The sequence below is a fragment of the Bacteroides eggerthii genome (assembly GCF_025146565.1).
Lineage (GTDB): Bacteria > Bacteroidota > Bacteroidia > Bacteroidales > Bacteroidaceae > Bacteroides > Bacteroides eggerthii.
The window spans coordinates 3,373,953-3,398,165 of the sequence record NZ_CP102258.1 but is presented as its reverse complement, the minus strand read 5'-3'; the positions used below and the strand labels follow the sequence as shown (position 1 = coordinate 3,398,165).

The following is a 24,213-nucleotide window of genomic DNA, read 5'->3' as shown; positions in this document are numbered from 1 at the left end:
TTGATTATGAGACAGATTATTCAAGATATGAAATCGGGGCAGACTATACTTGAAGAAGTACCTGTACCACAAGTGAAATCGGGAAGTGTATTAATTAAAACCTCTTGCTCGTTAGTGTCTTTGGGAACAGAACGTATGCTTGTAGAGTTTGGGAAAGCTAGTCTGATAGATAAAGCTCGCCAGCAACCGGATAAGGTAAAGCAAGTTTTGGATAAGATAAAAACTGATGGAGTACAACCTACAATAGAAGCTGTATTTAATAAATTGGGACATCCCTTACCATTGGGCTATTGTAATTCTGGTACGGTAGTTGCTATAGGAAATGGAGTAACAGAGTTTAAGGTTGGTGATAGAGTCGCTTCTAATGGGCAACATGCTGAATATGTATGTGTTCCAAAGAATTTAGTAGCTAAGATACCGGAAAATGTATCGGATGAGGAAGCTGCTTTTACGGTAATAGGTTCTATTGGATTACAAGGTATCCGTTTAATTAATCCACAATTGGGTGAGACAGTAGTTGTGATAGGTTTGGGATTGATAGGTTTAATAGCGGCTCAACTGTTGCAAGCCAATGGTTGTAGAGTAATTGGTATAGATTTTGATGAGGAAAAAGTACAGTTAGCAAGAGAAAAAAATATTATTGGTATTAATCCTACAAAAGGTACAGATCCCGTAAAGTATGTGTTGGAAGAAACCGCATCTTATGGTGCGGATGCTATTCTGATAACAGCATCAACAAAAACAGATGAGGTAATACATCAAGCTGCGGAGATGTCAAGAAAAAAAGGGCGTATTGTACTTGTTGGAGTTATTGGCTTAGGTCTTCGCAGAGATGATTTTTATAAAAAAGAATTGTCATTTCAGGTATCTTGCTCTTATGGTCCAGGACGTTATGATGACGATTATGAGAATAGAGGAATAGATTATCCGTTACCTTTTGTTCGTTGGACTGAAAAACGAAACTTTGAGACTGTTTTGCAAGCCATAGCTATGGGGAGGATTGATGTAAAATCTTTGATAACAGAAGAGGTAAAATTAGATAATTATAAGGAAATATATGGTGACATGCGAAAGCATGGTTCAATAGCTTCTATTATAAAATATCCGAGTGATAGCAAAATGCGTACAGTAGTTGAAGTCACATCATTAAATTTCACAGGAACGAAAGGACAAATTGGAATTATTGGAGCTGGGAACTTTACCTCAGCCACAATGCTTCCAGCTTTAACTAAATCAAAGGCATGTATTCGTTATATTGCAAGTGCGCAAGGATTATCCGCAAAGATCTTGGCAAAAAAAGTTGGTGCAAAAAGAGCGACTTCTGATTATCATGAGATTCTGAAAGACGATGTAGTAGATTTAGTTATGATAACTACCCGGCATAATCTTCATGCTCCAATGGTTTTGGATGCGTTATATGCTGGTAAGCATGTATTTGTTGAGAAACCATTGTGCTTAAATCAAAAAGAACTGGGTGAAATAGTCACTGCATATCAAATGGCGCAAAAAAATGGAGTAACGTTGACTGTTGGTTTCAATAGGCGTTTCTCTTCATTTGCAGTAAAAATGAAAGAACTTGCAGGAAAGGGAGTGAAGAATATAATAGCTACTATGAATGCGGGCTTTATTCCTTCTGAAGTATGGGTACATGATCTAAAAACGGGTGGTGGACGTATAATTGGTGAAGCTTGTCATTTCATAGATTTATGTTCGTTCCTCACTGATAGCATCGTTACTTCGGTGTGTATGAATGCAATGGGTGAAAATCCTGAAGAGAATACTGATAATGCAAGTATTTTATTAAGATATAAAGATGGGTCTAATGCAGTGATAAATTATTTTGCAAATGGAAGTAAGTCTTATTCAAAAGAACGTGTGGAAATATATACTCAAGAAAAAACTTTGGTTCTAGATAATTGGAGGGAACTGAAAGGATACGGTTGTAAAGGATTTACTAAAATGAAGAAAAGTATGGATAAAGGACATACGACTCAATTTTCTTTGTTAAATGAAAGAATATTAAGAGGAGGAGAAGCTTTGATTCCTTTTTGTTCTATAATCAATACAACAAAAGCATCTTTTGCTTGTATTGAAAGTTTGAAACTGAATAAATGGATTGAAATAGAGCCTTGAGAAAAAATAATCTCATGAAGAAATTTTATTTGTATATTCAATTACTTCGTAATATGGGAATGAGATACTTTTTATTTCGTTGTCAATATGAATTGCGACGTAGAAGTGGTGTGCTAAAAATAAAATATCCAGTTTTTTTGGAAAATGAAGCATATTTATCGTTAGACGATTGGAGAAAGTGTGTTATTCCATTTTTGTTTTCAGATAGAAAAGATGTAGTAATAAAAGATGTCAATATTACATCTCTGTCTGAAAGAGTGAGACGAATGCAAGATGGGGAGTACTGTTTTTTTTCTTCCCTTTGGTATAATCTTGGTAAGGATTATGATTGGTTGACAAATCCTGATACAAATTATAAATATAATGTTTCAAAGCATTGGACAGAAATTGAAGATTTTATACCTGAAATCGGGGATATTAAATACGTATGGGAAAAGTCTCGTTTCTCATTTCTTTATGATATTATTCGATATGATCAAAAAACAGGCAAAAGTCATGCAAGTTTTGTTTTTACTCAAATAATAGATTGGATTCATCAAAATCCTCTGAATTGTGGTCCTAATTATAAATGTAGCCAAGAGATTTCTTTACGCATTTTGAATTGGGTTTTTGCTCTTTATTACTATCGGACAGATAAAGCATTGACTGAAGAAGTTTTTGACTTGCTTATTAGGTCGATTTATGGACAAATGAAGCACGTTCGTACGAATATTAATTTTTCAAGAATTGCGGTTCGCAATAATCATGCCATAACAGAGACATTGACCTTATATCTAATAGGCCTATTGTTTCCTCAATTTCCAGACGCTAAAGAGTGGAAAGAAAAAGGAAAGAAATGGTTTGAGGAAGAAATCAAATATCAAATAGCGGAGGATGGTACATTTTTACAGTTTAGTATGAACTACCACCGGGTTGTTGTTCAATTACTCACTTTGGCTATAGCGGTTGCAGACAATAATGGTGAATTATTTTGTAAAGAGGTGTATGAGCGGAGTTATCAATCATTGAACTTTTTGTACCAATGCCAAGATGAATTAAGTGGGTATTTACCAAATTATGGTGCAAATGATGGGGCTTTATTTTTTAGATTGAATGATTGTGATTATAGAGATTATCGTCCACAGTTAGATGCTTTACATTTTTTGTTGACTAAGCAAAATCTATATGCTATTACTTTTGAAGATAGAGATTGGTTCTATAACAGAAAGAATTTAAAGCGTTGTCTGTATCCTAAAATTGAAAGAAAGCAGGGGAATGTCACATTTAAGAATGGAGGCTATTATATTATAAGGGAGAAAGATGTCTTGACTTTTATAAGATGTGGAAAGTATAAAGAACGTCCTTCGCAAGCTGATAATTTGCATATAGATATTTGGTATAAAGGTGAAAATATATTGTTAGATGGGGGATCATATAAATACAATACAGAAAAGAAATATATAAAATATTTTATGGGAACAGAATCTCATAATACTATTATGCTTGATAATTTAGACCAAATGCTTAAGGGAGAGAGATTTGTTTGGTATAACTGGTCGCAAGCATTAGATGCATCACTCTATGAAACAGAAATATCCTATATTTTTGAAGGAAAAGTAGCCTGTTTTTCATATTTAGGTAAAGACATAATACACTATAGGAAATTAATAAAGCGGAAGAATGAATTGGTTTGGATATGTGTAGACATAATAGAGCATAAGCCGAACGCAATGTTTATGCGGCAGCTATGGCATACAAACTGTAAAAATTTAGATATTAATGCAGAAGGGCTTAATTATTCTATAAAAGAAAATTATTGTGCTAATTACTATGGAATAAAAGAAAAATGTAATGAAATAGTAATACAGACAAAAGATAATGAAATAAAAACTACAATTAGATTAATATAAAATATGAAAATTCTATATTTTCATCAACATTTTACGACTCCTACTCAAGCTGGTGGTACACGTTCGTATGAGTTAGCGCAACGTTTAATAGCAAAAGGGCATTCGGTCTGTATGGTTTGCGGTGAAACGGCAAAGCTAAGTCTACCGGAAACTAATGTGAAAGGAATTCATCAAGGGATGATAGATGGCATAAGAGTTATTCAAATAGCACTACCATATTCTAATAAAGATGGGATTGATAAGAGGGCTTGGACTTTTTTGAAATTTGCTTGGAGAGGAATTTCAATAGCTTTAAAAGAGGATTACGATTTGCTTTTTGCGACCTCAACACCTCTTACGGCAGGTATTCCAGGAATTGTAATGAAATTATTTAGAAAGAAGAAATTTGTTTTTGAGGTCCGGGATTTATGGCCCGAATTGCCTAAAGCTTTGGGTATGAGGAACCCTTTTTGGTTATGGGGCATGAGTGCTTTGGAATGGTTGAGTTATCATTGTGCAGATGCTTGTATAGGGCTTTCTCCTGGTATTTGTGTGGGGATAAAAAAAAGAAGCCAGATTAATAAACCTATAGCAATGATTCCTAATGGATGTGATTTAGAAATTTTCAAACCATCCTTACGTGATAATTTGTTGTTAGAAGGAGTAAAACCTACAGATAAAGTGGTTATCTTTACAGGAGCGCATGGGGTTGCGAATGGTTTAGATGCTATTTTAGATGCAGCTGCTGTTTTAAAGGATATGGGAAGAGATGATATTGTGCTGGTATTTGTTGGAGATGGTAAAGTGAAACCGCATTTGATGGAACGAGCTCGAAAAGAGCAGTTGGATAATTGTAAATTCTATGCACCTATGCCTAAAACAGAATTAAATAAGTTGGTTGCTTCTGCTGATGTAGGTTTAATGGTTTTGGCCAATGTTCCAGCTTTCTATTATGGTACCTCTCCTAATAAATTCTTTGATTATATATCGTCAGGGTTACCTGTCTTGAATAATTATCCTGGGTGGCTTGCTGATATGATTAAAGAAAATCATTTGGGTGTTGTTGTTACTCCTAATGATGCTAAAGCATTTGCAGTTGGATTGATAAGTTTATTGGATAATGAAGATTACAGAGTATCTTGTGGTAAAAATGCCAGGTGTTTTGCTGAATCCCATTTTTCGAGGGCACAGCTAGGAAATGAATTCGTTTCATTTTTAGAATCAGTTGTTGAGTGATTTTGATTTGAGATAAGGTACGGGAAGCATGGCTATCATAGATTTGTAAGTACATTTTTTAGTATGTATTCTTCTTTTTTCAAGAGATTGATAGATCTTATCATTGTATTCTGTATGTTGGCTATTATTGGGCCAATATTATTTCTTATTACTTTATGGCTACATTTTGCTAATAAAGGAGCGGGAGCATTTTTTACTCAAGAACGCCCTGGAAGAAATGGTAAGATATTCAAAGTTATCAAATTCAAAACGATGACTGATGAACGAGATGTGAATGGTGATTTATTACCGGACGAGCAGCGCTTGACGAAGGTGGGAAAGTTGATTCGTTCTACTTCTGTAGATGAATTACCGCAATTAATAAATGTGTTGAAAGGTGATATGGCTTTAATTGGTCCTCGTCCTTTGCTTCCTCAATATCTTCCTCTGTATAATAAAGAGCAAGCACGTAGACATGAAGTTCGTCCCGGTATTACGGGCTGGGCACAAGTGAACGGACGTAATGCTATTAGTTGGGCAAAAAAGTTTGAGCTGGATGTTTGGTATGTAGATCATTGCTCTTTTATACTTGATTTGAGAATCATTGTTTTAACAATTAAGAAAGTGTTTGTAAGAGAAGGGATCAGCTCTGAGACTTCGGCAACAATGGAGCCTTTTACTGGAAATAACTAATCCTTTAGATAAATGTATTTATATGGTGCCAGTGGTCATGCAAAAGTGATCATTGATATTCTTCGTGCTAATCATGAGCCTATTGAAGCATTATTTGATGATAGTGAAAAGCTTTATCAACTTCTTAATTATCCCGTATTACATTCGGGAGAAGTCCGAGGTCCATTGATTATCAGCATAGGAAATAACAGTGTTAGGAAGAAAATAGCAGAGGGAGTGAACGTTATTTTTGGTAAAGCCTTTCATCCTTCGGCTATAATTTCAGAAGAAGCTAAAATAGATGTGGGTACAGTAGTGATGCAAGGAGCAATAATACAGTCTGAAGTCAAAATAGGCAAGCATTGTATAATTAATACTGGTGCTTCAGTTGATCATGAATGTATCTTAAATGATTTTGTCCATATTTCTCCGCATTGCACGCTTTGTGGCAATGTAGAAATAGGGGAAGGTACATGGATTGGTGCAGGTTCAACTATCATTCCTGGTGTGAAGGTTGGGAAATGGAGCGTTGTTGGTGCTGGTTCGGTCGTAACGAAAGATATTCCAGATGGGGTATTGGCTGTGGGAAATAGGTGTAAGATTATTAAAAATATAGTTTTATAAATCACATATATTTTATGGACAAACGAATTTATCTTTGCCTAGCTCACATGAGTGGCAAGGAGCAGGACTTCATACGCGAAGCTTTCGATACAAACTGGGTTGTTCCACTCGGTCCGAATGTAAATGGCTTTGAACAGGATTTGGAGACTTTTGTAGGTGAGAATAAACATGTGGTGGCTTTGTCTGCCGGTACGGCTGCTGTACATCTGTCACTTTTAGCATGCGGTGTAGGCGTGGGTGATGAAGTAATGGTACAAAGTTTTACGTTCTGCGCATCATCCCATCCTGTGACTTATCTGGGGGCTACTCCTGTATTTGTAGATTCTGAAGAGGATACATGGAATATGGATCCTCAACTGCTTGATATGGCAATAGCTGACCGTATTGCCAAGACAGGTAAGAAGCCGAAGGCTATTGTGCCGGTTTATCTGTATGGCATGCCTGCCAAACTGGATGAAATAATGGCTGTTGCCGATAAATATGATATTCCGGTGATAGAGGATGCCGCCGAAGGTTTTGGAAGTCGGTACAAAGGTCGGATGTGTGGTACTTTTGGCAAATTTGGGGTGCTTTCATTCAACGGTAATAAGATGATCACCACCTCGGGTGGCGGTGCATTGATCTGTCCGGATGCTGAGAGTAAGAAGGAAATCATGTTCTATGCTACACAGGCCCGCGAGGCATATCCTTATTATCAGCACGAACGTATCGGTTACAATTATCGTATGAGTAATATTTGTGCCGGTATCGGTCGCGGCCAGATGACTGTGGCTGCTGATCATATCAATCATCATAAGGTAGTTTGCTCGCTTTATCAGGAGTTGTTGAAAGATGTAAAGGGGATTAGGTTACATGTCAATCCTTCTGCGGATTATGACAGCAACTATTGGTTGAATACGGTATTGTTGGATGAGGGACTACATGTAGTAGGCGAGGAGCATGCTTATGAGGAGAAGGTTCAGGGCGTTGTTGGCGGTGCTGCAGGTGTTACACATGAGGTTTGCTCTGCGCATACGGCTTGTGAACCTAATCTTAATGTGGAGGCAATGCGTGTATGGCTTGACAGGTCTGGTATTGAAAGCCGTCCTCTTTGGAAACCCATGCATAAGCAACCTGTTTATAAGGATACCCCTGCTTATACGAATGGGGTTAGTGAACAGTTATTTAAACAGGGTTTGTGTTTGCCGAGTGGCCCGATGGTGACTGAAGATGATGTACGATATATTGTTGCGAAGATGAAAGAGGGGATGGTAGGTTAAGTCTGATAATATGGCTATCTATCAAAATAAAACAGGAGATGTGCTATTGGGGGTACACATCTCCTGTTTTTATTATTTAGTTTCTGAATATCAATCCATTTTTCGTGGCATTTGCATCCACAGTAATGGGCTTGTTGCGGTCTACTTCCTGCGACAATAGTTTTTTGGACAGGTCGTTCAGCAAGTAGTGCTGTATGGCACGTTTTACCGGGCGGGCGCCGAATTCAGGGTCATATCCTGCATTGGCAAGGAAGTCTATGGCGGCATCAGTCAATTCAAGTTCTACACCATTACCGGACAGCATTTTCTGCACACTCTTGATTTGGAGTACAACGATCTGTTTGATTTCCGTTTCCGTCAGTGGCAGGAACATGATGGTTTCGTCGATACGGTTCAGAAATTCCGGACGGATGGTCTTCTTCAACATATTCATTACCTCCTTTTTGGTCTCTTCCACAATTTCTTCTTTGTTAGAACCATTCAGCTTTTCCATTTGGCTTTGAATGTATCCGCTTCCCATGTTGGAGGTCATGATGATAATGGTGTTCTTGAAGTTCACAGTACGTCCCTTATTATCCGTCAAACGTCCGTCGTCCAACACTTGCAGTAAGATGTTGAATACATCCGGATGGGCTTTCTCGATTTCATCGAACAACACGACAGAGTAGGGCTTGCGACGAACGGCTTCCGTCAACTGACCACCTTCATCATATCCTACGTATCCCGGAGGCGCTCCGACCAAACGGGAGACGCTGTGCTTCTCTTGATACTCGCTCATGTCGATACGTGTCATCATCGTTTCGTCATCGAACAGGAATTCGGCAAGCGCTTTGGCAAGCTCCGTCTTGCCCACACCGGTAGTGCCGAGGAAGAGGAACGAACCGATAGGACGTTTGGGATCTTGCAATCCTGCGCGGCTGCGGCGTACGGCATCGGATACGGCTTCAATGGCTTCGTCCTGACCGATGACCCGTTGGTGTAACTCGTCTTCCAGATGCAGCAGCTTATCCTTTTCGCTCTGCAACATCTTGCTTACCGGTATGCCTGTCCAGCGGGAAACTACATCGGCAATATCTTCGGCATCGACTTCTTCTTTAATCATAGCCTTGTCACCTTGCATTTCGTGCAACTTTTGTTGCGTTTCTTCAATTTCTTGGTTCAGGGCTTGCAGTTTGCCATAACGTATTTCGGCAACCTTTCCGTAATCACCTTCACGTTCCGCTTTGTCGGCTTCAAACTTCAGGTTCTCTATCTCTATCTTGTTTTGCTGAATCTTGTTGACCAGCGTTTTTTCGCTTTGCCACTTTGCTTTATAGGATTTTTCCTGTTCTTTCAGTTCTGCAAGTTCTTTACCGATTTGTTCCAGTTTGGGCCGGTCGTTTTCACGTTTAATGGCTTCGCGTTCAATCTCCAGCTGCTTGATCTTACGTGAAATCTCATCTAACTCTTCCGGTACGGAATCTACTTCCATACGGAGCTTGGCAGCAGCTTCATCCATTAGGTCGATAGCCTTGTCCGGTAGAAAACGGTCGGTGATGTAGCGGTTGCTCAGTTCTACAGCGGCGATAATGGCATCATCTTTAATCCGCACGTGGTGGTGATTTTCGTAACGTTCTTTCAAACCACGAAGAATGGAAATGGTGCTCAACGTATCCGGTTCGTTTACCATGACAATTTGAAAACGGCGTTCTAACGCTTTATCCTTTTCAAAGTATTTCTGATACTCATCAAGGGTGGTGGCGCCAATGCTCCGCAATTCTCCGCGTGCCAGGGCCGGTTTCAGAATGTTGGCGGCATCCATGGCCCCTTCTCCCTTACCGGCACCTACCAATGTGTGGATTTCATCGATGAACAGGATGATATCCCCTTCCGATTTCTTCACTTCATTGATGACTGCTTTCAGACGTTCTTCGAATTCACCTTTATATTTGGCTCCTGCAACCAGTGCGCCCATGTCCAGTGAATATACCTGTTTGTTTTTTAGGTTTTCGGGTACGTCACCTCGTAGTATACGGTGGGCAAGACCTTCTACAATCGCTGTTTTACCTGTACCCGGCTCGCCTATCAATATAGGGTTGTTTTTGGTACGGCGGCTCAGGATTTGCAACACCCGGCGGATCTCCTCGTCACGTCCGATTACAGGATCCAGTTTACCGCTTCGAGCTGCTTCGTTCAGGTTAATGGCATACTTCTCCAATGATTGATAAGTGTCTTCACTGGACTGTGACGTTACTTTTTCGCCTTTTCGTAATTCATTGATTGCATTTCGCAATTCTTTTTCCGTCATTCCGGCATCTTTGAGGATTGTGGAAGCGGTGCTCTTTACATTGAGCAAAGCCAGCAGAATGGGTTCCAATGAAACAAACTCGTCGTTCATCTCTTTAGAGTACTGGGTGGCTTTTTGAAAGACTTCGTTCGTTTCGCGACTTAGATAAGGTTCTCCACCTGATACTTTAGGTAATGAATCTATTTGCTTGTCAAGTACAAGTGCGATTTGCTGTCCGTTCATTCCTAATTTCTGGAAGATGAAGTTGGTGACATTTTCGCCCACTTTCATTACGCTCTGAAGCAGGTGTACGGGTTCAATGGCTTGTTGCCCCCGCGTTTGCGTCAGGTTTACAGCCGTTTGTACGGCTTCTTGCGCTTTGATAGTAAAGTTGTTAAAGTTCATATTTTGTTCTCCTTTCTATTTTTATCAGATTCATAACACCTGAACGGGCGCAAAAGATTTGCCAGTGGCAGAAATGTGACAAAAAATCAGTTAATAGAAGAGAATGAATGTCAAAATGTCTGATTTATGACAAATGGCTTTTATCTGCAAAACTTTTTGTACCTTTACTCCCGCAATAAACATGTAATTATGGAGAATACTCGAATAAAACTTTCCGAAACGGTAATGGTGATAGATGCAGCCTACCTGAATTTTGTTATAAATGACTTGAAAAAGTATTTTGAACCGTTGCTGGGCCGTTCTTTACAGAGGGCTGACTTGGCACTATTTACCATGTGTCTGGCAATGGATGCCGGGGTGAAAGAGGGGAGTAATGATGTGCAAATACTTTTGGTGTATGATGAGCAGTCCGGGAAGCTGGAAGATTGTTTGCCGTCCGATTTGAAAAGTGAATTGGATGGGATGGCTTTCAAAGGTCCCTTAGGGGAATTTTGTTTTATGGCTGTGTCTTCAGAAGGGTTTGTATCCCGAGGGGAGTTGTATCTTGATTTATTGCATATAGTCTTGAATTCCGCCGAGGTGAAAAAGTTGATTGTCGTGCCTTTTAATGAAGAGTATGGTGAGGAAGTTGAAAATGTACTGAAAGAGTCGGCAGTAGAAAGTGCAGGACAAAAAGGAAATGCAAAAGACATTGTTTTTTTCCGGATGGAAAAGCCGGTAACTCCGGTTGCTTACCGTTGGGAGATTTTGGGATATCCGTTGATGTCGGCGTTAGGTATAAGGAGTGAGGATTTGCAGAATAATTAATTGTTCTAATTCATTGTAACGTGAGTGATTTTCGTTTAAAAGTGTTCCAGTCTGTTGCGAAGAACCTGAGCTTTACGAAAGCTTCGCAAGAATTGTTTGTCAGCCAGCCTGCAATAACCAAGCATATACAAGAACTGGAAGCCGCTTATCAAACTCGTCTGTTTGACCGGCAAGGTAGCAGAATTTCGTTGACTGAGGCAGGCAAATTGCTTTTGGAACACTGTGAACGAATTCTGGAAGATTATAAACGGCTGGAATATGAAATGCATTTGCTGCATAATGAGTACACCGGCGGTTTGAAGCTGGGGGCCAGTACTACTGTTGCCCAGTATGTATTGCCGCCTTTGCTCGCCAGTTTTATCGGTAAGTTTCCTCATGTTAATTTGTCGTTGCTGAACGGCAATTCCAGAGAGATAGAGGCTGCTTTGCAGGAACATCGCATTGACTTGGGATTTGTTGAAGGCGTGTTTCGTTTGCCTAATATCAAATATACCACTTTTTTGAAAGACGAGTTGGTGGCGGTGGTCCGTACGGGTAGTAAACTTGCCATCGGGGAGGAGATAACTCCCGAGGAACTGTTGCATCTGCCTTTAGTGCTTCGCGAAAGAGGTTCGGGGACATTGGATGTCTTCGAGCGCGCTTTGCAACAACATAATATAAAGTTATCCTCTTTGCAGGTTTTGATGTATTTGGGAAGTACGGAAAGTATCAAGTTGTTTTTGGAGCATACGGATTGTTTAGGGATTGTTTCCATCCGTTCCATTACTCGTGAACTGTATTCAGGGCAATTGCGTGTTGTTGAAATTAAGGATATGCCTATGTTGCGCGACTTTAGTTTTGCGCAACCTCAGGGACAGGAAAGCGGCTTGGCGCAAGTATTCATGCAGTTTGCAATGCATTATAACAATAAATTATAGTGTATAAGTAGAAACGATTGGTGTGATTGAGGAAAGAAGCCTACCTTTGCGCCCGGAAAAATAATAATAAAAATAAAGAATATGGCTTCAACTCGAACATTTGCAAAAAGTGTTAATCTGCCTTTTTTGCAGGACAACAACAAAATTATTTACGTTTCACTTCTTATCATTCTTTCTTTCTTCCTATTTCTTGATTATATTCCGGGAATGCATGCTTATTCCGCTTGGGTTACTCCACCGGTAGCTTTATTCCTTGGTCTGGCGTTTGCTTTGCTATGCGGACAGGCACATCCTAAGTTTAATAAAAAAACGTCCAAGTATCTGTTGCAGTATTCGGTAGTAGGATTGGGATTCGGCATGAACTTGCAGGCTTCACTTGCTTCCGGTAAGGAAGGAATGGAATTTACGATTATCTCTGTGATAGGTACGTTACTTATCGGTTGGGTCATTGGTCGTAAGTTTTTGAAAGTGGATCGTGATACTTCCTATCTGATCAGTTCGGGTACGGCTATTTGTGGTGGTAGTGCTATTGCTGCTGTGGGGCCGGTGCTGAAAGCAAAAGATAGTGAAATGTCTGTGGCTTTGGGTACGATTTTTATCTTGAATGCAGTGGCTTTGTTTATATTTCCTGCAATAGGGCATGCCTTGAATATGAGTCAGCAAGAGTTTGGTACATGGGCTGCTATTGCTATCCATGACACCAGTTCGGTGGTTGGTGCAGGTGCTGCCTATGGTGAAGAAGCTCTGAAGATTGCCACTACTATCAAACTGACTCGTGCTCTTTGGATTATTCCATTGGCAATCGCGACTTCATTTATTTTTAAGAGTAAGGGACAAAAGATTAGCATTCCTTGGTTTATCTTCTTCTTTGTTTTGGCAATGATTGTCAATACCTATGTGCTGAGCCTTTCAGAAACAGGTATGTTGATTGGTGCGGGAATCAATAGTATTGCCCGTAAAACATTGACAATAACTTTATTCTTTATCGGCGCTTCCTTGTCGCGTGATGTCCTGAAAGCAGTAGGGGTTAAGCCGCTTGTACAAGGTATATTGCTGTGGATAGTTATTAGTTTCAGTACACTGGTTTATATTTATTGGTTTTGATGTAAAGCTGTGATGGTTTGAGGAGGCAGGATGGTATATTCTTTTTGCATCCCTTGAATCTCTTGATTGGTTGCATATACAAATACACATCTCGTTATCGCCGGGATGTGTATTTCTTTTATGTATCCCGCCCAACTACGCCGAACCGGAACCAGTGGAACATAAGTGATATAGCCTTGTTGCTCCAGTTTCTTTTTAGTACTCAGTTCGGCGTGCGGACCAGTCAGTACGATATACCACAAATGTGGTTTATCTAAGTGATTGATAATATATTGGAAAGTCATAGTTAGTTGTCTTGTGTTACTATAAAATTAAATGTGTGATAGAATGGCGGTTCGTTCCCGATTTTTATTGGCAGAATGATGGTAGCGGAAGTTTTTTGTCCCTTTCTAATACTTCTTTTATTGTATATTTTGCCAATACCTTTTCCTGTAATTAGATTGGATGCAGTAATTGCTCGGTTTATTTCATGATTGCTATTGATGCTTTCCATGGGAAGTTTGCCCGTTGTAGAGGGGTAGAAACTGACGCCTGATGCTCTTCCGTTGATAATGAAGTTGGCTTTTTCCCAATTGAGCCATATTGTTTCATTGGTATTGTTTTTGACGGTAACTTTCCATGCATTGCTACTCGGAATGAATTGATAAGTTACATTTTCTTTGATATATTCTAATATACCTTGATGATTCTCATACGTTTTAAATGAAATACAACATTTTTCATTGTCAACATATTGGGCATGCGATAATGTGGGAAACAAAAATGACAGTAGAATAATGAGATGATGTTCCCGCTTATATTTTTGATAGTCAAAGTAAGCCCATATAAGGATGGTTAGTATACAAATAGGTATTGCAATGAGAATATAAATAGTCAATGTCATAGCTTATATGTATTATCTTTTTTATTTATGTGAATATGTGGCAAAAATATCATAATTTAATTGATAAAACAAATAAATTATGTATTAATTCAAACAAATAATCAGATAAATTATTATTCAAGTAGTTTTAGCCTGACTAATTAATTCGTATCTTCATAGAAATGGAAAAGAGTAATATATATATTGGCGAGATTATCAGGAATGTCATGGCTGATAATCAGGTTACTAAGGCTGAACTTGCAAGGAGACTGGGAGTTAGACCTCAGAGTGTCGATTATATGTTGACACGAAAAAGTATTGATACTGATACTTTATATAACGTCTCGCGAGCGTTGAATTATGATTTTGCCATGCTATACTCTTTGCGTGAAGGACAGACAAATTGTGATGTAAAAGAATCTGTATATAATGTTGCTACTGCTAAAATTTTAGTGGAGTTAGAATTGAAACCGGAAGATCTAGCAAGGTTGAATTTGAAAAAAAAACTTTCTGATGTGTTGAAATAGTTTGTTGTTTTCCAATCCTACAGCCATTGTTACTAATGTTATATTCATGTTTTTGTAGAAGATTTATTGGCTTTGATATAAAGCCGTAATGGTTTGAAAAGGTAAGATGACATATTCCTTTTGTATCCTTTGAATTTCTTCATTAGTAGTGTATACTAATACACACCTCGTTATTGTTGGAATGTGTATCTTTTTTGTACGTCCTGCCCAATGCCGCTGAATGGAATCAAAAGGAACATAGGTAATGAAACCTTGTTGTTCTAATTTTCTTTTGATATCCAGTTCAACGTGGGGACCTGTTAATACGACGTACCAAGAATGCGGCTTGCCCAAGTGGTCAACGATATATTGAAAAGTCATAGTTAGTTGTCTTGTGTTACTATAAAATTGAATATATGAAAGAATTGCGGTTTGTCGCCTACGCCTATTGGAAGAGTTATGCTGACAGAGGTCTTTCCGCCCTTCTTCAAATCTTGCTTATCGTATATCCTATTGATTTTGTTTTCTGCAATCAATTTGGATGCGGTAACAGTACGGGTTATTTCAGAATTGTTTTTGATTATATCCATAGGGTTGCTCTCGGTGGAGTGAGGTTGGAGACTGATGCCGGACGCTCTTCCGTTGATAATGAAGCTGGCTTTTTCCCAGTTAATTTGGGCATCTTCACTATTATTATTTTTAATGATTATTTTCCAGAAGTCGTTATTCGGTATGAATTGAAAAATCATATTGTCTTTGACCTGTTCCAATGTTCCCGGTTGATTCTTGTGTGATGTAAATGCAATGCTGCAATGATTGCGATCTGTGTATTGCGCATGCAACAGCATCGGATAAAAAAGGAATAATAAAAGAATCAACGAGTTCTTTTTCTTATATTTACGATAATCAAAATAGGTCCATACAGCAATGGCAAGTAGGCATGTTGGAATTGCAATTAAAATATAAGGTATCAGCGTCATAATTTTTGTTATATATTGATTTGTTCGATTGTGCAACAAAAATATCATAAATAAATTGATAAAACAAAAATATCATAAATAAATTAAACAATTAATAGTAGAAAAATGAATCTGTAATAATATAGAAGATTAGGTTATATAGAGATAATTACAAGTTTCGTGTAAACTTTATGACTTTTATTTGTCTTTGAATTTTTTATTTACTTTTTGAAGCTGCTTTTATTCCATTCTTACAGAAAAAAAGAAGAGGGATGAAGTAGTAATTTTATTTTATAAGTATGTGGTTGTGCAGAAGAGTGCTGCATCGGAATATGATATAACTTACATAATGATATAAATGAAACATATATTATATAGAAAATGCGGATACTTCATCCGCATTTTCTATATAATATATGTTCAGACTCTGATGTATTACTATAACTAATCCGATGTGTAATATTATTTCTGTACTGTTACACTATGGGAATCGGTATCCAAATACTTTATTTATCCTTTCTCAATTCTGCAAAGATAAGTCCTTCCAGTTCCTCTGCTAATTCCGGATTATCTAGAATAACTTGTTTAGCCGCATCACGTCCTTGTGCAATTTTCGTATCATTGTAGCTAAACCAAGAACCGCTTTTCTTAACAATGCCTAGTTCTGCACCTAAGTCGATGATTTCTCCTGCACGAGAGATACCTTCTCCAAACATAATGTCGAATTCAGCTCTGCGGAAAGGAGGAGCTACTTTGTTCTTTACAACTTTTACTTTAGTTTGCTTACCAATAACTTCCTCACCATTCTTGATAGCTTGGCCTCCGCGTATATCAAGGCGTACAGAAGCGTAGAACTTCAATGCATTTCCACCGGTGGTTGTTTCAGGATTGCCAAACATCACACCTATCTTTTCGCGGAGCTGGTTGATGAAGATACAAGTTGTACGTGTCTTACTTACGGCAGATGTCAGTTTGCGCAACGCCTGTGACATTAGACGCGCTTGCAAACCTACTTTGTTATCACCCATGTCGCCTTCAATTTCCGCTTTCGGTGTCAGAGCGGCTACGGAGTCTACTACAATGATATCGATAGCGGAAGAACGAATGAGTTGTTCTGCTATTTCCAATGCCTGTTCTCCATTGTCTGGCTGTGAAATAAGGAGGTTGTCCACGTCTACACCGAGTTTGGCCGCATAGAAACGGTCGAAAGCGTGCTCGGCATCAATGAAGGCTGCGATACCCCCTGCTTTTTGCGCTTCGGCAATAGCATGAATTGCCAATGTCGTTTTTCCGGAAGATTCCGGACCGTATATTTCAATGATACGGCCACGAGGATAACCGCCTACGCCCAGCGCCACGTTCAATCCGATAGAACCGGTGGGGATTACTTCTACTTGTTCGACACTTTCGTCTCCCATTTTCATGATAGAGCCTTTACCGAAGCTTTTTTCTATCTTATCCATGGCAGCTTGTAGTGCCTTTAGTTTTTCGCTTGCTGCCATATTATTTCCGTTTTCAAAATTAAGTTCGTCTTTTTTTGCCATTATTTTAGTGATTAATATTAGTATTTAGTGATTTATTATCAATCACTACAGTATGATTTGTGCGGCGTGATCTTTGGTCTTTACTTCCTTAGGGGTGATGATACGCTCAATTACCCCTTCTTCGCTAATAATAAAGGTGGTGCGGAAAGTTCCCATATATTTACGCCCGTACATACTTTTTTCGCCCCATACGCCGAAATGCTCTACCAGTTTCTTATCTGTATCTGCAATTAGAGTAAAAGGTAAGTCGTTCTTTTCGATGAATTTTTGGTGAGACTTTTCGTTGTCTACACTAACTCCGATAACTTCGTAACCGGCTTTACGTAAGTCGGCATAGTTGTCGCGCAGGTTGCAGGCTTGTGCTGTACAACCTGAAGTTGAGTCTTTGGGATAAAAGTATAGTACAATCTTTTTCCCTTTATAATTGCTCAGACGGATTTCTTCGCCCTTTTCATTAATACCCAGTATTTCGGGTGCTTTATCTCCGATATTCACGTTGTTCAATGTTTTGAGGTTAGTAATTGGTGATTATTGATTAATCGCTAATTTAAACTTCCAAGTCGCCATCGATTACTTCATGCCAGGGTAATCCCTGTTTGTTAAGCTGTTCCATGAACGGATCGGGATCGAACTCCTCTACGTTCCATACGCCCGGCTTTTTCCATAGACCTTTGAAGAACATCATAGCACCAATCATGGCTGGGACGCCGGTTGTGTAACTCACACCCTGCATACCTGTTTCTTTGTAAGCCTCCTGATGGCTGCAATTGTTATATATATAATAGGTATGTTCTTTCCCGTCTTTCAAACCGCGGATGCGACAGCCAATAGAAGTCTCACCTTCGTAATTCTCGCCTAAATCCTGTGGATTGGGAAGTACAGCTTTCAGAAATTGCAGCGGAACGATTTTCATTCCGTTGTATTCAACTTCGTCAATACGCGCCATGCCGATATTTTGGATAACACGCAGATGTGTCAGGTATTCTTGCCCGAATGTCATCCAAAAACGTGCCCGTTTGATGGTAGGGAAGTTCTTTACTAAAGATTCCAATTCTTCGTGATATAGGAGATAGGAATCACGCGGTCCGATGTTTGGGTAGGTGAGATCTTTATGGATTTCTAGTGGCTGGGTAGTTACCCATTCGCCATTTTCGTAATAACGTCCGTTCTGAGTTATCTCACGAATATTGATTTCCGGATTGAAGTTGGTTGCAAATGCTTTATGATGGTTTCCTGCATTGCAGTCTACTATATCCAGGTATTGAATTTCATCAAAATGATGTTTGGCAGCATAGGCAGTATAGATGCCGCTTACACCCGGGTCGAAACCGCAACCGAGGATAGCTGTCAAGCCGGCTTCTTCAAAACGTTTTTTGTATGCCCATTGCCAGCTATATTCAAAGTGAGCGACATCTTTAGGCTCATAATTGGCTGTATCCAAATAATTTACTCCACTTTTCAGACAGGCTTCCATGATAGTAAGATCCTGATAGGGAAGAGCCACGTTTATGACAATTTCAGGTTTGAAACTATTGAAGAGTGTCACCAGCTCGTCCACGCTGTCTGCATCTACCTGGGCGGTTTTGATGTTAGGGTTACCGATTGCTTTTACAACGGCGTCACATTTGGATTTGGTGCGACTCGCAATCATGATTTCTGTGAACACATCCGGATTTTGAGCCACTTTATGCGCAACAACGGTACCTACACCGCCTGCACCGATAATAAGAACTTTACCCATTTCTTCTACTTACAAAAGTTTTAAATATGATTATCATTTTTTCGAAGAGCAAATATAAGGCTTAATTCTCAGATAAACATTAAAATCCTGCTAAATACTTTGGGGAAAGTATTGCTATTTCTAAACAATAGGTTTGCTTTTGAGTTATTTTACATATCTTTGTTCCGTAAAAATTAACTTAAACAAAAAATAGCAATGAAAAAAGTATTTGTTTTCCTTTGTATGGCAGCTACCTTGATGGGGATGTCATCTTGTGCTTCAACTAAGAATGTTGCAACTCTTTCTTCTTTGGGTGGAGAGTGGAATATTATTGAGATTAACGGAAGTGCAGTTGTGCCTGCTCCCAATCAGGAGTTTCCCTTTATTGGTTTTGATACAAAGACCGGAAAAGTGTATGGAAATAGTGGTTGTAACCGTATGATGGGGTCGTTCGATGTGAACGCTAAGCCCGGTACCATTGATTTGGGGGCTTTGGGCAGCACGCGTATGGCTTGTCCTGATATGACGGTAGAGAAAAATGTATTGAGTGCATTAGGCCAGGTAAAGAAATATAAAGTATTAGGAGAAAATAATATGGCATTGTACGGTTCCTCCAAACGTCCACTGATTGTATTGCAGAAAAAAGAGCCTGCTGTTAAATTGTCTGAGTTGAACGGCAAATGGATGATTAGTCAGGCTGGGGGAGAAGCAATTCCGTCAGGTATGGAAAAGCAACCGTTTATTGAATTTAATATTTCAGAAAAACGTTTGCATGGTAATGCCGGTTGTAATATTATTAATGGTGGTTTTCAGGTGGACAAAGTGAATCCTATGTCTATCAGCTTTCCGCAAGTGATCAGTACAATGATGGCTTGTCCTGATATGGAGGTGGAAAGCCGGGTGTTGAAAGCGTTGAACTCTGCACAGTCTTTTGGTAAACTGTCAGGCGGAGGCATGGGGTTTTATGATGCGAATGATAATCTAGTAATGGTATTGGTGAGGAAATAACGGATACTCATCGTTGTTCAGTATAGTTATGCGGATTTATACAGCTAACCGACTGACCGGTTAGCTGTATAAATCCGCATAATTTTTATTGTAGTTCTTGATATTTTCATTTAGTCTTTTTTTCTTAGCCCGGCACGTATCCGACTTAATGATTGTGGGGTAATATACAAGTATGAAGCCAGATATTTCAGCGGTACATCTTGCAGTAGTTCGGGATTTTCTTCCATTAATGTGAGATAGCGCTCTTTAGCAGTAGGCGGTGCCCCATAGGCCAGCGTCGATGCATCTACTGACAATATTTCACGCTCAAAAATCTTTCTGCCAAAGTTGGCCATTTCAAGGGAATGTGAAAAGAGGGTTTCTAATTTGACCTTACTTATGCAATAGGCTATGCTGTCATTTACGGATTCAATATTGATCTGTGATGGTTTTCCTTCTACGTAGGTCCATGACGAAAATGCAGTTTCGCCCGAACCGACGAACCACAGAGAGTTTTCTGTTCCGTCTGCCAAATAATATGCTCTCCATATACCTTTTTTTATAAGGTAGAAATTTGAGTTCCTATCTCCTTTTCTTATAATAAGCTCTCCTTTGGAAAAAGAGACTTCTTCCATGTGAGATAATAGGTCGAATAAACTTTTTTCGGGTAGTTTATACTTCTTACAGAATTTCTTTAGCATGATTTCCATACTGCAAAGATATGGAATTTTCTTTGTCATTTCTTTTCCTGCCTATATAAATAACAACTATGAAAATAGTGGTGAGTAGCTCTGCTAGCGGAGTAGCTAACCAGATACCCGGTTTGCCCAACAGCAGCGGAAGGCCGTAAAAGCAGAGAGTCAGTAGAATAAATCCGCGTAATAAGGTAATAACAGTGGCATATTGGGCGCGTTCCACGCTTTGGAAATATCCGATGGAAACAATGTTGATTGCAAAAAATATGAAACCGGATGCATATAAAGGCAAACCTTCTACTGCTATGTCATAGGCAGGATAACTTCGGTCGATGAACATAGAGACGATCTCTTTGCTGCAGAATATTGTAATTAAAGCAAAACAGACTCCGCAACCAATAGCTGTTTTCAATGCAAGCAGATAGGCTCGACGTACACGCTGGGTTTCGTTGAGTCCGTAATTGAAACTGATAATGGGTTGTGCCGACTGTGCGATAGCATTATAGACCATAAATATAATCGGAAAGAAATAGCAGGCAATGCTGAATGCTGCCACACCATCTTCTTTCAGATAATGAATGAATACCTGATTGCCGACAAACATCATACAGGCAATTGCCACCTCGCACAAAAAAGCAGATGATCCCAGCCGGCACATGTAGCCGATATTACGTTTCATCAGCTTCATGCTGTTGATGCTGAACTTCACCGGATAGAAACGTAGTGTGCAATTATGTCGGAAAAGGTAAATGATGATCATTATTGCTCCTATCATTGTACCTATGGCACTTGCCAGTGCTGCGCCAAACATACCCCATCCGAGCGGGAAGATGAACAGGTAATCGAGTATGATGTTCAGAACGGCAGCTGTTATATTGCATAGCATGGCAAAGTTGGGTGAACCGTCCAATCGCAGGAAAAACATTCCGGAATTGAGCAAAGCCGTAAAAGCGGAGAAAGGAACAAACCAAAGCATGTATTCTACCGCAAGGGGTTCAAGCCGTTCCGAACCACCTAATAGATGTACTACTTGGGGGGCAAACAGGCAGAACAGGGTAGAAGTACACATTAGTAATAGGGAAGACACTACGATTGACTGTGTGATGTTGATGCGTGCTACCTTGGGCTTGTTGTGTGACAAGTGGATAGAAGCAACTACAGACGCCCCTACGCCGAACATCAGACCGATACCGGTAGAAAATAACCATAGTGGAGCCACAATATTGACGGCAGCAAGAGCGTCACTGCCAATGCCTTTCCCCACAAAGATACCGTCGGTGATGACGAATAATGCGGAAAATATCATCCCCAATACCGTAGGGAGCAGTAATTTACGGAATAGTGCCGCAATGTCCATGTTTTTGAAGTCGATGCTGTCTCTCATTTTTTCCATAATCTTATAATTTGAAATATCTCTTTCCTTCCGAATAAAAGGGTTATTCTTTTTCGGGGGGCAAAAGTAGAGCTTTTAAGTGGGATAGATATTAACAAATGGTAATTTCCGACAGAAAAAAGAAAATTAACTCTGCCAAACTGACAGGCAAGCTGTCACATTCATAAATCTGCTACCCGCTTGAACAATTTGGCACGACGTTTGTCTTTTTATTGGCGTCTGCCGATGAGGCGGATACCAACATTAGAATAATAACAAATAAAAATAATAACGATCATGGGAAAAATTATTGGTATTGACTTAGGAACAACAAACTCTTGTGTTTCCGTATTTGAAGGTAATGAGCCTGTAGTAATAGCAAATAGTGAAGGTAAACGCACAACTCCTTCAGTGGTAGCGTTTGTTGACGGTGGTGAACGCAAAGTAGGTGATCCTGCAAAACGTCAGGCTATTACAAATCCGACGAGAACAGTATTCTCAATCAAACGTTTCATGGGTGAGAACTGGGATCAAGTACAGAAAGAAATAGCTCGCGTACCTTATAAAGTAGTAAAGGGAGATAATAATACTCCGCGTGTAGATATTGACGGACGTCTTTATACTCCGCAGGAAATCTCTGCAATGATTCTGCAGAAAATGAAAAAGACGGCTGAGGACTATTTGGGACAAGAAGTAACGGAAGCTGTTATAACCGTTCCGGCTTATTTCTCCGATTCTCAACGTCAGGCTACTAAAGAAGCAGGTCAGATTGCTGGTTTGGAAGTAAAACGTATTGTGAACGAGCCGACTGCTGCTGCTTTGGCTTATGGTATCGACAAGGCGCATAAAGATATGAAAGTTGCCGTATTTGACTTGGGTGGCGGTACATTCGATATTTCTATCCTTGAATTTGGTGGCGGTGTGTTCGAAGTATTGTCAACTAACGGTGATACTCACCTTGGTGGTGATGACTTCGACCAAGTAATTATCGATTGGCTGGTTCAAGAGTTTAAGAATGACGAAGGCGCTGACTTGACTCAGGATCCGATGGCTATGCAACGTTTGAAAGAAGCTGCGGAAAAGGCTAAGATTGAATTGTCCTCTTCTACCAGCACTGAAATCAACTTACCGTATATTATGCCGGTAGGTGGTGTGCCCAAACATTTGGTTAAGACTTTGACACGCGCTAAATTCGAAGCTTTGGCTCACAACTTGATTCAGGCTTGTCTTGAACCTTGCAAGAAAGCAATGAGCGATGCTGGTTTGGGCAATTCTGATATAGATGAAGTTATCCTTGTTGGTGGTTCTTCACGTATACCGGCTGTACAGAAATTGGTTGAGGATTTCTTCGGTAAAGTTCCTTCTAAAGGTGTAAATCCGGATGAGGTAGTTGCTGTGGGTGCTGCTGTACAGGGTGCAGTTTTGACAGATGAAATCAAGGGTGTTGTATTGCTGGATGTTACTCCTTTGTCTATGGGTATTGAAACTATGGGTGGCGTAATGACTAAGTTAATTGATGCTAATACGACTATTCCTTGTAAGAAGAGTGAGACATTCTCTACTGCTGCCGATAATCAGACGGAAGTTACTATCCATGTATTGCAGGGCGAACGTCCGATGGCTGCACAGAATAAGTCAATCGGTCAGTTTAACTTGACAGGTATTGCTCCGGCACGTCGTGGTATTCCTCAGATTGAAGTTACATTCGATATTGATGCCAACGGTATCTTGAAAGTATCTGCTAAAGATAAGGCTACCGGTAAAGAACAGGCTATCCGTATTGAGGCTTCCAGTGGCTTGAGTAAGGAAGAAATTGAAAAGATGAAAGCCGAAGCTGAAGCTAATGCTGAAGCTGATAAGAAAGAACGTGAGAAAGTTGATAAGCTGAATCAAGCTGACTCAATGATTTTCACTACTGAAAATCAGCTAAAGGAATTAGGAGATAAATTACCTGCTGACAAGAAGGCTCCGATTGAAGCTGCGTTGCAGAAACTGAAAGATGCTCACAAGGCTCAGGATTTGGCTGCCGTTGATTCAGCAATGGCTGAGTTGAATACGGCTTTCCAAGCAGCAAGCGCTGAAATGTATGCTCAGAGTGGTGCTCAAGGTGGTGCACAGGCTGGTCCTGACATGAATGGCGGACAACAAGGCGGTGCACAAGATAATAATAAGCATGGTGATAATGTACAGGATGCTGATTTTGAGGAGGTCAAATGATTCCGATAAGGAAACAGATAATAAACAATAAGCAAAAGCGTGCAGCTCAACGAGTTGCACGCTTTTGTGTTTATAGGGTTC

The 24,213-nt window shown here is 39.7% G+C and carries 22 protein-coding genes; 12 read left to right on the top strand and 10 right to left on the bottom strand.

Annotated features, from left to right (window positions below; genetic code table 11):
* Positions 1–6 precede the first annotated feature (6 nt).
* The 6 genes from NQ546_RS14035 (at position 7) to NQ546_RS14010 (ending at position 7,771) form a co-directional block, all read left to right on the top strand.
* On the top strand, positions 7–2,133 hold the full coding sequence (locus NQ546_RS14035) for a bi-domain-containing oxidoreductase (RefSeq protein ID WP_004290445.1): 2,127 nt from the start codon (positions 7–9) through the stop codon (positions 2,131–2,133).
* A 14-nt stretch (positions 2,134–2,147) separates the two neighbouring features.
* Entirely contained in the window at positions 2,148–4,022 is a 1,875-nt protein-coding gene (locus tag NQ546_RS14030) for a heparinase II/III family protein (protein WP_004290446.1), read from the top strand.
* Between the two features lie 3 nt (positions 4,023–4,025).
* Positions 4,026–5,237: a glycosyltransferase family 4 protein gene (locus NQ546_RS14025; protein ID WP_004290447.1), complete on the top strand. Its 1,212-nt coding sequence runs from the start codon at positions 4,026–4,028 to the stop codon at positions 5,235–5,237.
* 63 nt (positions 5,238–5,300) lie between these two features.
* A complete protein-coding gene (locus tag NQ546_RS14020) occupies positions 5,301–5,909 on the top strand; it encodes a sugar transferase (protein ID WP_004290448.1) in 609 nt (202 codons plus the stop codon).
* Between the two features lie 12 nt (positions 5,910–5,921).
* Positions 5,922–6,512 (top strand): acetyltransferase, encoded by a 591-nt coding sequence (locus NQ546_RS14015; RefSeq protein ID WP_004290449.1) that lies wholly within the window; start codon positions 5,922–5,924, stop codon positions 6,510–6,512.
* 14 nt (positions 6,513–6,526) lie between these two features.
* Positions 6,527–7,771, top strand: a complete 1,245-nt coding sequence (locus NQ546_RS14010) for a DegT/DnrJ/EryC1/StrS family aminotransferase (protein ID WP_004290450.1) — start codon at positions 6,527–6,529, stop codon at positions 7,769–7,771.
* 76 nt (positions 7,772–7,847) lie between these two features.
* Here the strand turns inward: NQ546_RS14010 and clpB are convergent, their stop codons facing one another.
* Positions 7,848–10,442: an ATP-dependent chaperone ClpB gene (gene clpB, locus NQ546_RS14005; RefSeq protein WP_004290451.1), complete on the bottom strand. Its 2,595-nt coding sequence runs from the start codon at positions 10,440–10,442 to the stop codon at positions 7,848–7,850.
* 189 nt (positions 10,443–10,631) lie between these two features.
* Here clpB and NQ546_RS14000 point away from each other — a divergent pair, with 189 nt between their 5' ends.
* From NQ546_RS14000 to NQ546_RS13990, 3 genes are all read left to right on the top strand, one after another.
* Entirely contained in the window at positions 10,632–11,249 is a 618-nt protein-coding gene (locus NQ546_RS14000) for a DUF6621 family protein (protein WP_172556396.1), read from the top strand.
* A 20-nt stretch (positions 11,250–11,269) separates the two neighbouring features.
* Positions 11,270–12,166 (top strand): LysR family transcriptional regulator, encoded by an 897-nt coding sequence (locus NQ546_RS13995; protein WP_004290453.1) that lies wholly within the window; start codon positions 11,270–11,272, stop codon positions 12,164–12,166.
* 81 nt (positions 12,167–12,247) lie between these two features.
* The gene (locus NQ546_RS13990) at positions 12,248–13,270 is read left to right on the top strand and encodes a YeiH family protein (RefSeq protein WP_004290454.1); all 1,023 of its coding nucleotides are present in this window, start codon (positions 12,248–12,250) and stop codon (positions 13,268–13,270) included.
* Here the strand turns inward: NQ546_RS13990 and NQ546_RS13985 are convergent.
* Positions 13,258–13,554: a UpxY family transcription antiterminator gene (locus NQ546_RS13985; protein WP_004290455.1), complete on the bottom strand. Its 297-nt coding sequence runs from the start codon at positions 13,552–13,554 to the stop codon at positions 13,258–13,260. The genes NQ546_RS13990 and NQ546_RS13985 overlap by 13 nt on opposite strands.
* Positions 13,555–13,556: 2 nt before the next feature.
* Entirely contained in the window at positions 13,557–14,153 is a 597-nt protein-coding gene (locus tag NQ546_RS13980; protein ID WP_004290456.1) for a hypothetical protein, read from the bottom strand.
* A 161-nt stretch (positions 14,154–14,314) separates the two neighbouring features.
* Here NQ546_RS13980 and NQ546_RS13975 point away from each other — a divergent pair, with 161 nt between their 5' ends.
* Positions 14,315–14,659 carry a helix-turn-helix domain-containing protein gene (locus tag NQ546_RS13975; protein WP_004290457.1) on the top strand — a complete coding sequence of 115 codons (345 nt, stop codon included), beginning with the start codon at positions 14,315–14,317 and terminating at the stop codon, positions 14,657–14,659.
* 63 nt (positions 14,660–14,722) lie between these two features.
* Here NQ546_RS13975 and NQ546_RS13970 read toward each other — a convergent pair whose 3' ends face one another.
* The 5 genes from NQ546_RS13970 to NQ546_RS13950 form a co-directional block, all read right to left on the bottom strand.
* Positions 14,723–15,019, bottom strand: coding sequence for a transcription termination/antitermination NusG family protein (locus NQ546_RS13970; protein WP_004290458.1), 297 nt, complete (start codon positions 15,017–15,019; stop codon positions 14,723–14,725).
* Between the two features lie 2 nt (positions 15,020–15,021).
* Positions 15,022–15,618, bottom strand: coding sequence for a hypothetical protein (locus tag NQ546_RS13965; protein ID WP_039953330.1), 597 nt, complete (start codon positions 15,616–15,618; stop codon positions 15,022–15,024).
* 485 nt (positions 15,619–16,103) lie between these two features.
* Positions 16,104–17,141 carry a recombinase RecA gene (recA, locus tag NQ546_RS13960; RefSeq protein WP_004290460.1) on the bottom strand — a complete coding sequence of 346 codons (1,038 nt, stop codon included), beginning with the start codon at positions 17,139–17,141 and terminating at the stop codon, positions 16,104–16,106.
* 45 nt (positions 17,142–17,186) lie between these two features.
* Complete coding sequence (gene bcp / locus NQ546_RS13955; protein ID WP_004290461.1) at positions 17,187–17,636, bottom strand: thioredoxin-dependent thiol peroxidase; 450 nt, start codon at positions 17,634–17,636, stop codon at positions 17,187–17,189.
* Positions 17,637–17,688: 52 nt separating this feature from the next.
* The gene (locus tag NQ546_RS13950; RefSeq protein WP_004290462.1) at positions 17,689–18,882 is read right to left on the bottom strand and encodes a saccharopine dehydrogenase family protein; all 1,194 of its coding nucleotides are present in this window, start codon (positions 18,880–18,882) and stop codon (positions 17,689–17,691) included.
* Positions 18,883–19,077: 195 nt separating this feature from the next.
* On the opposite strand from NQ546_RS13950, the gene NQ546_RS13945 reads away from it, so the two are divergent.
* On the top strand, positions 19,078–19,869 hold the full coding sequence (locus tag NQ546_RS13945) for an META domain-containing protein (RefSeq protein ID WP_004290463.1): 792 nt from the start codon (positions 19,078–19,080) through the stop codon (positions 19,867–19,869).
* Between the two features lie 110 nt (positions 19,870–19,979).
* Here NQ546_RS13945 and NQ546_RS13940 read toward each other — a convergent pair whose 3' ends face one another.
* Positions 19,980–20,558, bottom strand: coding sequence for a Crp/Fnr family transcriptional regulator (locus tag NQ546_RS13940; RefSeq protein ID WP_004290464.1), 579 nt, complete (start codon positions 20,556–20,558; stop codon positions 19,980–19,982).
* Positions 20,530–21,936 carry an MATE family efflux transporter gene (locus tag NQ546_RS13935; RefSeq protein WP_004290466.1) on the bottom strand — a complete coding sequence of 469 codons (1,407 nt, stop codon included), beginning with the start codon at positions 21,934–21,936 and terminating at the stop codon, positions 20,530–20,532. The genes NQ546_RS13940 and NQ546_RS13935 overlap by 29 nt, the downstream gene beginning before the upstream one ends.
* Before the next feature lie 276 nt (positions 21,937–22,212).
* Here NQ546_RS13935 and dnaK point away from each other — a divergent pair, with 276 nt between their 5' ends.
* Positions 22,213–24,132: a molecular chaperone DnaK gene (gene dnaK, locus NQ546_RS13930; protein WP_004290467.1), complete on the top strand. Its 1,920-nt coding sequence runs from the start codon at positions 22,213–22,215 to the stop codon at positions 24,130–24,132.
* Positions 24,133–24,213: the final 81 nt, after the last annotated feature.